11 protein-coding genes and 1 other annotated feature are annotated in these 12,890 nt (G+C 40.0%); all 11 genes read left to right on the top strand.

What is annotated here, in order from left to right; genetic code table 11:
• A partial coding sequence (locus D8785_RS00005; protein ID WP_125374030.1) for an LPXTG cell wall anchor domain-containing protein occupies positions 1-2,324 on the top strand: 2,324 nt, incomplete at its 5' end.
• A 150-nt stretch (positions 2,325-2,474) separates the two neighbouring features.
• On the top strand, positions 2,475-2,987 hold the full coding sequence (locus D8785_RS00010) for a dihydrofolate reductase (RefSeq protein ID WP_125374031.1): 513 nt from the start codon (positions 2,475-2,477) through the stop codon (positions 2,985-2,987).
• A gap of 210 nt (positions 2,988-3,197) precedes the next feature.
• Complete coding sequence (clpX, locus tag D8785_RS00020) at positions 3,198-4,430, top strand: ATP-dependent Clp protease ATP-binding subunit ClpX (RefSeq protein WP_125374032.1); 1,233 nt, start codon at positions 3,198-3,200, stop codon at positions 4,428-4,430.
• An 11-nt stretch (positions 4,431-4,441) separates the two neighbouring features.
• Positions 4,442-5,038: a ribosome biogenesis GTP-binding protein YihA/YsxC gene (yihA, locus tag D8785_RS00025; protein WP_125374033.1), complete on the top strand. Its 597-nt coding sequence runs from the start codon at positions 4,442-4,444 to the stop codon at positions 5,036-5,038.
• A 146-nt stretch (positions 5,039-5,184) separates the two neighbouring features.
• Entirely contained in the window at positions 5,185-5,883 is a 699-nt protein-coding gene (locus tag D8785_RS00030) for a glucosaminidase domain-containing protein (RefSeq protein ID WP_023026847.1), read from the top strand.
• 179 nt (positions 5,884-6,062) lie between these two features.
• Entirely contained in the window at positions 6,063-6,860 is a 798-nt protein-coding gene (locus D8785_RS00035; protein ID WP_125374034.1) for a formate/nitrite transporter family protein, read from the top strand.
• Positions 6,861-6,922: 62 nt separating this feature from the next.
• Positions 6,923-7,058 (top strand) — a sequence feature (ribosomal protein L10 leader region).
• Positions 7,059-7,096: 38 nt separating this feature from the next.
• Complete coding sequence (gene rplJ, locus D8785_RS00040; RefSeq protein WP_012000594.1) at positions 7,097-7,597, top strand: 50S ribosomal protein L10; 501 nt, start codon at positions 7,097-7,099, stop codon at positions 7,595-7,597.
• 76 nt (positions 7,598-7,673) lie between these two features.
• A complete protein-coding gene (gene rplL / locus D8785_RS00045; protein WP_001196965.1) occupies positions 7,674-8,042 on the top strand; it encodes a 50S ribosomal protein L7/L12 in 369 nt (122 codons plus the stop codon).
• Positions 8,043-8,528: 486 nt separating this feature from the next.
• The gene (locus D8785_RS00050; RefSeq protein WP_125374035.1) at positions 8,529-8,981 is read left to right on the top strand and encodes a hypothetical protein; all 453 of its coding nucleotides are present in this window, start codon (positions 8,529-8,531) and stop codon (positions 8,979-8,981) included.
• A 185-nt stretch (positions 8,982-9,166) separates the two neighbouring features.
• Positions 9,167-10,903 (top strand): ABC transporter ATP-binding protein, encoded by a 1,737-nt coding sequence (locus D8785_RS00055; RefSeq protein WP_125374036.1) that lies wholly within the window; start codon positions 9,167-9,169, stop codon positions 10,901-10,903.
• 13 nt (positions 10,904-10,916) lie between these two features.
• Entirely contained in the window at positions 10,917-12,701 is a 1,785-nt protein-coding gene (locus D8785_RS00060; RefSeq protein ID WP_125374037.1) for an ABC transporter ATP-binding protein, read from the top strand.
• Positions 12,702-12,890 lie beyond the last annotated feature (189 nt).

The following is a 12,890-nucleotide window of genomic DNA, read 5'->3' on the forward strand; positions in this document are numbered from 1 at the left end:
AGACTGTTCCAATCAACGAAGATGTTCCAGCAACATTTGACGATGGTTCAACAACTAAGACTGTTGAAGGTGTTGGTAAATTTACAGTTGCAGCAGATGGAACAGTAACATTCGTTCCAGAACCAAACTTTGTAGGAACTGCACCAGCAGTGACAGTTGTCCGCGAAGATAAGAACGGAACAAAAGCTTCTGCGACATACACACCAACAGTTGTAGGAGTAACCCCAACTGCAACACCAGCAGAAACAANAGANATTCAAGGTGCTACACAAACNGGTAAACCTGAATTTACTGCAGGTGACAGCCGTGTACCAATCAACGAAGATGTTCCAGCAACATTTGAAGATGGTTCAACAACTAAGACAGTTGAAGGTGTTGGTACTTACACAGTAGCACCAGACGGAACAGTAACATTTGTTCCTGAAAAATCATTTGTTGGTACAGCTCCATCAGTTACAGTTGTTCGTGAAGATATGAACGGAACAAAAGCTTCTGCGACATACACACCAACAGTAACACCAGTAACCCCAACTGCTGAAGATGCTACTTCAACTGATAAACAAGGTCAAACACAATCAGGTAAACCAACCTTCACACCAGGGAACTCAAACGTACCAATGGATGATGATGTTCCAGCAACATTCGAAGATGGTTCAACAACTAAGACTATCCCAGGTGAAGGAACATACACAGTAGCACCAGACGGAACTGTAACATTCGTACCAGAAAAATCATTTACAGGAACAGGAACAGGCGTAACTGTTAAACGTGTAGATAAGAACGGTACACCAGTAACAGCTAAGTACACACCAACAGTAACACCAGTAACACCAACTGCAACTCCAGCTGAATCAGTTGCACCTCAAGGTGTGGTTCAAACTGGTACTGTTACATTCACAGAAGGTGACCCAGTTGCACCAATCGACAAGGATACCATTACTCTTCTTGACGAAAATGGCAAACCAGCTACATCAGTAGTTGCTAAATCACCAGAAGGTAAAGAAATCGGTACTTTCACAGTTGATAAAGAAACAGGTGTTGTAACATTCACACCAACTGACAAATCATACTCAGGTGATGTTGTTCCAGTTAAGGTTCAAGCTAAAGATGCTAACGGTACTGCTGTAGAAACAACTTACACACCTAAGATTACTCCAGTAGTTCCAACAGGTGAAGATGTTACTTCAACTGACAAACAAGGTCAAACACAAACAGGTAAACCTAAGTTTACAGAAGGTAATCCAAGTGTACCAATGGACGATGATGCTCCAGCAACATTTGAAGATGGTTCAACAACTAAGGTAATTCCAGGTGAAGGAACCTACACAGTAGCGCCAGATGGAACTGTAACCTTCGTACCAGAAAAATCATTCACAGGAACAGGAACTGGCGTAACTGTTAAACGTGTAGATAAGAATGGTACACCAGTAACAGCTAAGTACACCCCAACAGTAACACCAGTAACTCCTACAGGTGAACCAGCAACAACAATTGGTCCAAAAGGTCAAGAGCAATCTGGTAAACCAGTCTTCAAGGAAGGCGATAGTCGTGTTCCTATGAATGACAATGTTCCAGCAACATTCGAAGATGGCTCAACAACTAAGACAATTGAAGGAGTTGGTACTTATACGGTAGCACCAGATGGAACAGTAACCTTTAAACCAGAACCAGAATTTACTGGAACGGCTCCATCAGTGACAGTTGTTCGTGAAGATATGAACGGAACAAAAGCTTCTGCAACATACACACCAACAGTAACACCAGTTACTACATTTGTAGATAAAGATGGTAAAGCAATTCCAGGATATCCAACAGTTGATGGTGAACAACCAAAAGCTGAAATTCCAGGTTATCGCTTCGTTGAAACGAAGAAATTGCCAAACGGTGATACAGAGCACGTCTACGAGAAAGTTACAACTTCACACGTAGATGAAAATGGAAATCCAATTCCTGGTTATCCAACAGAAGATGGTGAGCAACCGAAGAAAGATATTCCAGGTTACGAGTTTGTGAAGACAATTGTAGATGAGAACGGTAATACTCAACACATCTACAAGAAGACGGTGACACCAACACCAGTTCCTACACCAACTCCAACTCCAACACCTACTCCGGTTCCTACACCAACTCCAACACCGGTTCCAACACCAGATCCAAAACCAGTTCCAGAAACTAAGGAAACTAAATTCATCAATCCATCTGATGAAACTGCAGTTCTTCCTGAAACTGGTACTGAGGAAACTTCTAAAACAGGTCTTGCTCTTCTAAGTGCTTTAACTGGTCTCTCATTATTCGGACTTGCTAAACGAAAAAAAGAAGACTAAGGTTTAAGAACTTTCTCATAAAAAACCGCGTTAATTCGCGGTTTTTTTGACTGAAAAAATAGGAAGGTTTACTCAAGGAAGCAATAGTTGGAAACAGTCTTTTCTTGAAAAATTTGATAAAATAGAATTATCAGTGTAAAGGATGTAATAATGAGTAAGAAAGTAATTGGCATTTGGGCTCAGACAAAGAATGGGGTAATCGGCAAGGACCAGGTGATGCCATGGCATTTACCAGCTGAATTGCAACACTTTAAACATACGACAACGGGCCATGCGATCCTCATGGGAAGAGTTACCTACGAAGGTTTAAACAAACGCGTCCTGCCAAATCGGACCAATATTATTCTCTCTAGAGATGACAAGTATGATGTAGAGAATGAAACCGTTTTGTTAAAAAGTTCCGTTGAGGACGTTTTAAACTGGTATAAGGATCAGGATTTGTCGCTCTTTATTATTGGTGGTGAGAAGGTCATCCGTCTATTCGAGCCTTATCTAGAGGAGCTCTATCAGACTGTCATCGACGCTGAATTGGAAGGAGATACCTATTTCCCAGAAGACTTCCAGTGGGATCAGTTTCAGTTACTAGATGAGCGTACAATCGAGAAAGATGAAAAAAACCCTTACGATTTTACCATTAGACATTTTGAAAGAAAGGAAGACTAGTTCATGGAACGTAGTATCTTTGGCTTTTTTACGGCTGTTTTATGCGTGATTTGCCTAGTATGTGCTTCCCAGACCCTTAGGAAAAAGCGCTATGGCTTAGCCACTCTCTTCTTGCTAAATGCCTTTACTAATCTTGTGAATTCGATTCACGCCTTTTATATGACTTTATTTAAATAAATTACAAACAGACTTTAGAATCGGGAGAAGAAAATGCCTACAAATCAATCAAACGATATGATGGTTTATTGTTCCTTCTGCGGGAAAAACCAAGACGAAGTACAGAAGATTATCGCTGGGAACAATGCTTTTATCTGTAATGAATGTGTTGAGTTAGCTCAAGAAATCATTCGAGAAGAACTAGCTGAGGAAGTCTTAGCAGACCTTTCAGAGGTTCCAAAACCAATCGAACTCCTCAATATCCTTAACCACTATGTCATCGGTCAGGATCGTGCTAAACGAGCACTAGCAGTTGCTGTCTACAATCACTACAAACGGATTAACTTCCACGAAACTCGTGAAGAAGACAACGATGTGGATCTACAAAAATCAAACATTTTGATGGTTGGTCCAACAGGTTCAGGAAAAACTTTCTTAGCTCAAACTCTTGCTAAGAGCTTGAACGTACCATTTGCTATCGCAGATGCGACAGCCTTGACCGAAGCGGGATATGTCGGTGAAGACGTTGAAAACATCCTTCTTAAGCTATTGCAAGCTGCTGACTTCAATATTGAACGTGCAGAACGAGGCATTATCTATGTAGATGAAATCGATAAGATTGCCAAGAAGAGCGAGAATGTCTCTATAACCCGTGATGTCTCTGGTGAAGGGGTACAGCAAGCCCTTTTGAAGATCATTGAGGGAACTGTTGCCAGCGTGCCACCTCAAGGTGGACGCAAGCACCCACAACAAGAGATGATCCAAGTCGACACCAAAAACATTCTTTTCATCGTTGGTGGAGCTTTTGATGGGATTGAAGAAATTGTGAAGCAACGTCTAGGTGAAAAGATTATCGGATTTGGCCAAAACAACAAAGCCATTGATGAATCCAGCTCTTATATGCAAGAAATTATTGCTGAAGATATCCAAAAATTCGGTATTATCCCTGAGTTAATTGGTCGTCTTCCTGTTCTTGCTGCTTTGGAGCAACTGACAGTTGAAGATCTGGTCCGTATTTTGAAAGAACCAAGAAATGCCTTGGTGAAACAATACCAAGCTCTCTTATCCTTTGATGATGTTGAATTAGAATTTGATGACGAAGCGCTTGAAGAAATTGCAAGCAAAGCCATCGAACGCAAGACAGGTGCTCGTGGATTACGCTCTATCATCGAAGAAACCATGTTGGATGTCATGTTTGAAGTTCCAAGTCAAGAAGACGTCAAACTGGTTCGCATCACCAAAGAAGCCGTTAACGGAACTGAAAAACCAATTTTAGAAACTGCCTAGAAAGAAATTCTATGAAAGTAAATACACATAATGCGGATATCCTCTTGAGCGCTACCAATAAAAGTCATTATCCTCAAGATGATATCCCAGAAGTTGCACTTGCCGGTCGATCAAATGTCGGCAAGTCTTCTTTTATTAATACCATGTTAAATCGCAAGAATTTAGCCCGTACATCTGGGAAACCAGGGAAAACACAATTGTTGAACTTTTTCAATATCGACGACAAACTTCGTTTTGTCGATGTACCTGGCTATGGTTATGCCCGTGTCTCCAAAAAAGAACGCGATAAATGGGGCAAAATGATCGAAGAATATCTGACAACCAGAGAGAACTTAAGAGCTGTTGTCAGCCTGGTCGATCTTCGCCATGAACCCTCAGCAGATGATGTTCAAATGTATGAATTTTTGAAATATTACGAGATCCCTGTTATCTTAGTTGCGACCAAAGCTGATAAGATTCCAAGAGGGAAATGGAACAAGCATGAATCCATAATCAAGAAGAAGTTGGATTTTGATAAATCAGATACTTTTATCATCTTCTCATCGGTTAATAAAACTGGAGTAGAAGAAGCTTGGGACGCAATTTTTGATTTTAGTTTTTCGGAATAAATCGTATTATTACCGAGTTGTTATTTGTTTATTTGATTTATATCGATAATGTAATTAAAATGTAATATTTAACTCAACAATTTAGGGTTTTTCTGTGCTATAATCATCTTAAAGAGTTTTCATTAAAACATTAGGAGATTATCACATTGAAAAAAATACTAAATAAATCGAAATTGATTGGATCGTTAGTGGCTCTGGTTGCTGCAGGAACAGTAGCAGCAGCCATGAGTGAGCATGTAGGGAATGTTGGTGCTAACGATGAAGCTTATTCTCAATACGCAGATCCAACAGAAGCTTTCATCTCACAAATCGGTGAATCTGCTCGCCAACTTGGTCAAGAGAATGATCTTTATGCATCTGTTATGATTGCTCAAGCCATCTTAGAAAGTGGCTCAGGTCAATCTGGTTTGTCATCATATCCACACTATAACCTTTTCGGTATTAAGGGAAGCTATGCTGGTCAATCAGCAGTGATGCAAACTTGGGAAGATGACGGTGCTGGAAATGCCTATACAATCAATGATGCTTTCCGTTCATACCCAAGCTACTATGAATCATTACAAGACTACGTTGCAGTTTTAAAACAAGGTCATTTTGCAGGAGCTTGGAAGAGCAATACAACAAGCTATCAGGATGCAACAGCTGCTTTAACGGGTGTTTATGCTACTGACACTAGTTACTATGCAAAATTGAACCACATTATTGAAGCTTACAATCTTACTCAATATGATTCACCAAGTGTTTATGGTGGATATGAAGGGACAGTTTACAACCCTTATCGCCAACAATATACGACCCAAGAAATCTTGAACTTGGATATTGCTTGGGCAAATCGTTTCTTGTAAGATATGAATTAAATTGAATTATAAGCAGACCTTTAAGGTCTGTTTTTTCTCTCCATCGTTTTAAATCGTTTCTTTATAGAACACATTATTTTTACTAATTTTTTCTGAAAACCTTTTCAGAAAGTCTATTCTATGATATAATGAAGAAGTTCACAAATTCAATATATAAGGAGATTCAGATGGGAGAATCAAATTTTGTTCTTAAGGTAGAAGCAGCATGTCAGAAGAAGGAAGAGCTATATACAGCTTCTAAAGCTCGGTATGCTGTCCGCTCTATGTTTGCGGGTGCATTTTTAACAATGAGTACAGCAGTTGGGATTGTAGGTGCAGATTTGCTCAATACCTTCTTGCCAGGTTCTGGTCGTTTCTTGTTCCCATTTATTTTTGCTTGGGGATTGGTTTATTTACTCTTCTTAAATAGTGAGTTAACGACTTCCAATATGATGTACCTGACAGCCGGTGTTTATTTAAAGAAAATTAATTGGAAGAAAGCTTTAGAAATTTTACTCTATTGTACGTTCTTTAATCTGGTTGGTGCCTTGTTCCTCGCATTTCTCTTCAGTCAGACAAGTGCTTTTGCAAATCTGAATCNAAAAGGCTTCCTTGGTTCGGTTGTAGAGATGAAGTTGCAACGTTCTAATCAATTGGTCTTCTTTGAAGGGGTTGTTGCCAACATCTTTGTTAATATAGCTATTTTGTCCTACTTATTCTTTAAAGATGAAACAGCGAAAGTTCTGATGGCTTTGTCAGCTATTTATATGTTTGTATTTCTTACCAATGAACACATCGCAGCGAACTTTGCTTCCTTCTCGTTAGCTACTTTTAATTCTATTGCGAAAGATTTGCCTCACTTAGAGTTCTTCAATGTGCTTCGTCACTATGCTGTTACCTTTGTAGGTAACTGGGTAGGAGGAGGAGTGATCATGGGCTTGGCCTATGCATGGCTCAATCGTACTAAGACTATCTATAAAGATTAACTATTTTTAAAAAAAGTTTGCAAAAATACTTGCATTCTTTTTTTTTATGTGATAAACTAAATAACGGTTTGAAAAAACTGCCTAAGACAGTAGGGGAGCTCGACTCATAAGTATCCTACCGAGGACAAAACGTATCATGTAAAAAGAAGCGTATTGTACTTTCGTGTCTAGGTTTGGGCGCGTTTTTCTTTTGGAAAAATTCCCCAAGCAAAATAATTACGGAGGTGAACACACTAATGAGTGAAGCAATTATTGCTAAGAAAGCGGAACTAGTTGACGTAGTAGCTGAGAAAATGAAAGCTGCTGCATCAATCGTCGTTGTAGACGCTCGTGGTTTGACAGTTGAACAAGATACAGTTCTTCGTCGTGAGCTTCGTGGAAGCGAAGTTGAGTATAAAGTTATTAAAAACTCAATCTTACGTCGTGCAGCTGAAAAAGCTGGTCTTGAAGATCTTGCATCTGTTTTTGTTGGACCATCTGCAGTAGCATTTTCTAACGAAGATGTTATCGCACCAGCGAAAATCTTGAACGACTTTGCTAAAAACGCTGACGCACTTGAAATCAAAGGTGGTGCAATCGAAGGCGCTGTCGCATCTAAAGAAGAGATCCTTGCTCTTGCAACTCTTCCAAACCGCGAAGGACTTCTTTCTATGCTCCTTTCTGTACTTCAAGCGCCAGTGCGCAACGTTGCTCTTGCAGTCAAAGCGGTTGCAGACAACAAAGAAGACGCAGCTTAATCTTAAGCTACGCAGCGTAGCCTAGCTACAAAAAAATATAAATAAAAAATTTAAAACTTATTTGGAGGAAATAACAATGGCATTGAACATTGAAAACATTATTGCTGAAATTAAAGAAGCTTCAATCCTTGAATTGAACGACCTTGTAAAAGCTATCGAAGAAGAATTTGGTGTAACTGCAGCTGCTCCTGTAGCTGTTGCTGCAGCTGGTGCTGCTGACGCTGGTGCTGCTAAAGATTCATTCGACGTTGAATTGACATCTGCAGGTGACAAGAAAGTCGGCGTTATCAAAGTTGTACGTGAAATCACAGGTCTTGGTCTTAAAGAAGCTAAAGAACTTGTTGATGGTGCACCTGCACTTGTTAAAGAAGGTGTTGCTACAGCTGAAGCTGAAGAAATCAAAGCTAAATTGGAAGAAGCTGGAGCTTCAGTTACTCTTAAATAATAGAGTTTCCAATCAAAATGAAAACCGAGGTTTAGACCTCGGTTTTTTGTGTACCATTTTGAAGTTAGATCTTTATTTGTTATATACTTACTTTTGTTCTAAGTCTGGTTATTTGCTTTGTTTGCTTTTTGTACTTTACTTCTAGCCTCTTGTAAAGGTGGAACAAATAGTGGAGCCAGTCTTTTCGTTGATCAAATAAAAGTAAAAGTGGAACTGGAAATTAAGGATAACATTGAAACCATTTTTGCTTCAGTTAGTATAGCAGTAGAAGTTTGTGGATTTAAAAGTAGATCAAAAGAATAAAATCTTATGGTTAGAAGAGGATTCTGATAAATAGGTAACATACAAAATCTCAGCCTTAAATTATTTTGAATGTAAGGCTCATCAATTGCTTCAAGTCATTATCAAGTTCTTACTAATTTATTATATTGTTAAACTTCCATTTTTTTGATAGAATAATTTTATAAACAAAAAAGGAGATTTCTGATGAAATACTTTAAACGTCTTGTCCTTGCTACTTTGTTGGCAGTTGGTGCGGTTTTCCTTGTAGCTTGTGGTTCTACAACTAGTGATAATGGGAAATATGTCTATAAAGCTGAGAAGGAACAAATTAAAAGCATCCTTAAAGAGCAAGGGGCTACTGAAGAGCAACTTGAGCAAGTCGCTGATCAAATTTCTTTGTCAATGACGATCGAAATTAAAGATAAAAAAGCCAAATTGACTGTTGAAATGAATGCCCTAGGAAATAATAGAAAGAAATCATTTGACCTAAAAGCTGATCAAGGTAGCAAAACTCTTGAGTCAGAAGAAGGTGGTAATGATAAAGTCAAGTATAAGATTGACGGGGATGTTTTAACTTTGGACTTGAGTAAATTTAAGTCTAACGATAGCGAAACATTTGCTTTCTTCAAAGATGCAAAATTCAAACGTCAAAAATAATCGTTTTTAGAAGGGATAGCGGAGGCTATCCTCTTTTTTATTCTTTGCCTTTCATCAGCTCATTTTCTTGCTAGCCTAGGGGGGATCTGATATAATAGGGATGACTTGAAGGAGCCAACGTGCTTTGTAAAATAGCTTAAAAAGTACTTGAGGGTGCTTTTTTATTGTATAGGGAGGAGTAAGGTATGGGATATATTTGGTCCTATTTGAGAAAATATCCAAAATGGTTGTGCTTGAATTTTACAGCTGCCATCTTTTTTGTTATTGTAAACCTCGGTTTGCCAACTGTTTTGGCCCGTATGATTGATGAGGGGATCAATCCGAGAAATATAGAGCGAGTTTATTTCTGGGCCTGGGTTATGTTTGGTGTGATCATCGTCGGAATTCTTGGTCGAATCGTTCTGGCTTATGCGGTTGGTAAGATTACTACAACCATGGTTATGGATATGCGAAATGATCTTTATGAGAAGCTTCAGGAATATTCTCACCATGAATATGAAAAGATTGGCGTTTCTTCTTTAGTGACGCGGATGACATCTGATGCTTTTGTCCTGATGCAGTTTTCTGACCAGATGTTAAAACTTGGGGTCATTACTCCCATCATGATGGTGTCAAGTATTCTCTTGATTTTACAAACGAGTCCTTCGCTTGCCTGGATTGTGGCGATTTCGATGCCATTTTTAGCCGTGGTCGTCTGGTATGTCGCTGTTAAGACCAAGCCTTTGTCAGAGAAGCAGCAGGAAACTCTGGATAAGCTCAATCAATATGCGCGAGAAAATCTTACAGGCCTCCGGGTTATTCGTGCTTTTGCACGTGAGGAATTCCAGGAAGAAAAGTTTGGCCAAGCCAATGCAGTCTATGCGGACAATTCCAATAAACTCTTTAAATTGACTGGTTTGACGGAGCCACTTTTTGTTCAAATCATCATTGCGATGATTGTAGCGATTGTGTGGTTTGCCTTGGATCCTCTGGGGGATGGGAGCTTAGAAATTGGGAATCTTGTCGCCTTTATCGAATACAGTTTCCATGCTTTGCTATCCTTCTTATTCCTAGCCAATCTCTTCACTATGTACCCACGAACAGCTGTTTCAAGCCAACGTTTGAAGGAAATCATGGACATGCCCATTTCCATTGATCCTAATGAAAATGGGGTTACTGAGACAGAAACCAAGGGCTATCTGGAGTTTGATAATGTTACTTTTGCCTATCCTGGTGAAACAGAGAATCCTGTCCTTCACAATATTTCCTTTAAGGCTAAGCCAGGGGAGACCATTGCCTTTATCGGATCGACTGGTTCTGGTAAGTCCTCTCTCGTCCAGCTCATTCCACGTTTCTACGATGTAACCCTAGGGAAAATACTAGTCGACGGAGTGGATGTGCGAGATTTTAACCTCAAAGCCTTGCGCCATAAAATTGGTTTCATTCCACAGAAAGCCTTGCTCTTTACAGGTACTATTGCTGAAAACCTTCGCTATGGGAAGGAAGATGCGAGTATAGAAGAGCTAGACAAAGCGGCAGATGTGGCCCAAGCCAAGGAATTTATCGAGAGTAAAGAAGAGCAGTTTGACACTCATTTAGCAGAAGGTGGTAGCAACCTTTCTGGAGGTCAGAAGCAGCGTTTATCGATTGCACGTGCCGTTGTTAAGGAGCCAGATATCTATATCTTTGATGATTCCTTCTCAGCTCTTGATTATAAGACAGATGCCACGCTGAGAAAACGTCTAAAAGAAGTGACTGGAGATGCGACCGTTTTAATCGTAGCCCAGCGGGTTGGGACCATTATGGATGCGGATCAAATCATTGTCTTGGATCATGGAGAAATCGTTGGTCGTGGAACCCATGAAGAGCTTCTGGAAACCAATGAAATCTACAGTGAAATTGCTCGCTCTCAGTTGAATAACCAATCATTGACAGAAGAATAGGAGGGAGGAGAAAATGAAAGAAAAACGTTCCAGTTTTGTACGCCTTTGGGGCTATTTAAAAACCTATCGCTATGCCGTTATTTTCGCCACTCTTCTTAAAATTCTGAGTGTAGTCATGAGTGTAGTTGAACCTTATATCCTAGGCCTTGCCATTACGGAATTAACTGCTAACCTGACAGATATGATGAAAGGAGTGCCAGGGGCACAGATCAACGCTAGCTATGTTGGTTGGGTCATGATTATTTATCTCTTCCGTGGAGTACTCTACGAACTAGGATCCTATTTTTCCAATTACTATATGACCAATGCCGTCCAAAGTACAATCGAGGATATGCGCAATGATTTATCTGAAAAAATCAACTGCATCCCAGTTTCTTACTTTGATAAGCACCAATTCGGAGACCTTCTCGGTCGTTTTACAAGTGATGTTGAGACAGTATCCAATGCCTTGCAACAGTCCTTCTTACAGATTGTGAATGCTATTTTCACCCTTATTCTGGTCATTGCTATGGTCCTCTATCTCAACTTAACCCTTGGGTTAATCGTGATAGGATCTATTCCCATTACCTTCTTTGGTGCTCAGTTCATTATGAAGAAATCCCAGCCTTACTTTAAGCAACAAGCTGATGCGCTTGGAGCATTAAATGGGTTTGTTCAGGAAAATTTAAGTGGTTTTAACGTTTTAAAACTTTACGTGCGAGAAGAATCGTCACAGGAAGACTTCCGCGAAATTACTCGGCGACTGCAGAAAGTGGGATTTAAAGCGAATTTCATCTCTGGACTCATGATGCCGGTTCTAAACGCCATTTCCGATCTTACCTATCTTCTAGTTGCTCTTGTAGGTGCACTACAAGTCCTAGCAGGACGACTCACAGTCGGAAACATGCAGGCCTATGTCCAGTATGTCTGGCAAATCAATCAACCGATTCAAAACCTTAGTCAGTTGGCCAGTACACTGCAAAGCGCTAAGTCCTCACTCGATCGGGTCTTCCAGGTCTTAGACGAGCCAGACGAAGTGCTTGGTAAGAATGAAGCCCTTAAAAAGGATCTCACCGGACAGGTTAGTTTCAATCATGTTGATTTCCAGTATGTGGAGAATAAACCCTTGATCCGTGATTTTAACCTTGAGGTCAATCCTGGGGAGATGGTGGCCATTGTTGGTCCGACAGGAGCAGGGAAAACAACCCTCATCAACTTGCTCATGCGTTTTTACGATGTGACCAAGGGATCTATTACGGTTGATGGTTACGACATTCGTGATTTATCTCGCCAAGACTATCGCAAGCAGTTTGGGATGGTTCTACAAGATGCTTGGCTCTACGAAGGGACCATTAAAGAAAACCTCCGTTTTGGAAATTTAGATGCTACAGATGAAGAAATTGTCACTGCTGCAAAGGCTGCCAATGTTGACCATTTTATCCGGACCCTTCCGGGGGGCTACAATATGGAGATGAACCAGGAGTCTAGTAATATCTCTTTGGGACAGAAGCAGTTGTTAACCATTGCGCGTGCCCTTCTAGCTGATCCTAAAATTTTGATTTTAGATGAAGCAACCTCTTCAGTTGATACGCGTCTGGAACTCTTGATTCAAAAGGCTATGAAGAATTTGATGAAGGGGCGGACCAGCTTTGTCATTGCCCATCGCTTGTCTACTATTCAAGAAGCAGACAAGATCTTAGTTCTCAAAGAAGGTCAAATTATTGAACAAGGAAACCATGAATCGCTATTAGCTTCAAAAGGTTTTTACTATGAATTATACACCAGTCAGTTTTCTAAAAAAGAAGAAGTAGGATCATAAGCAACATCAAAAAGAGAGAATCATCGCTCTCTTTTTATTGTATTTATAATTGATAAAACGGAAATCCAACTGAAAAAAAGAGGGCCAAATCGGTCCTCTGAATAAATAAGTCTTTGGCTCGTCTAAAACTACTGAATGGCCTTCAGACATTACAAAAATATGCGATCAAACCAGATCTACCCAAACAAG

The sequence above is a fragment of the Streptococcus australis genome (assembly GCF_003943615.1).
Classification (GTDB): domain Bacteria; phylum Bacillota; class Bacilli; order Lactobacillales; family Streptococcaceae; genus Streptococcus; species Streptococcus australis_C.